The following is a 396-nucleotide window of genomic DNA, read 5'->3' as shown; positions in this document are numbered from 1 at the left end:
GATAAAACTGCAGTAACAAACCCAGAAAAACTTACAGATGCTGAGAAGAAAGCAATCGAAGACAAAGTTAAAGCAGTAAACCCAGGTGCAACTGTAGTAGTAGACGACAAAGGAAACGCAACAGTAACAACACCAGAAGGTAAGACAGCAGTAATTCCAGCAACAGACTTAGTTAAATCACCAGAAGATGCAACTAAACCAAACGCAGGCAACGATATCGTTAAACCAGCGGACAAAACTGTAGTAGCTAACCCAGATAAACTTACAGATGCTGAGAAGAAAGCCATCGAAGATAAGGTTAAAGCAGTCAACCCAGGTTCAACTGTAGTAGTAGACGACAAAGGAAACGCAACAGTAACAACACCAGAAGGTAAGACAGCAGTAATTCCAGCAACA

Annotated in this window: 1 protein-coding gene; it reads left to right on the top strand. The window is 41.4% G+C overall.

The window, feature by feature from the left end; all coding sequences use genetic code 11:
* The coding region (locus M1F55_RS06910; RefSeq protein WP_474104179.1) for a MiiA motif-containing surface protein at positions 1-396 on the top strand (396 nt) is incomplete at both ends.

The organism is Streptococcus mitis (assembly GCF_023109235.1).
GTDB lineage: Bacteria > Bacillota > Bacilli > Lactobacillales > Streptococcaceae > Streptococcus > Streptococcus mitis_DA.
This window is presented reverse-complemented; position numbering and strand designations above follow the sequence as displayed.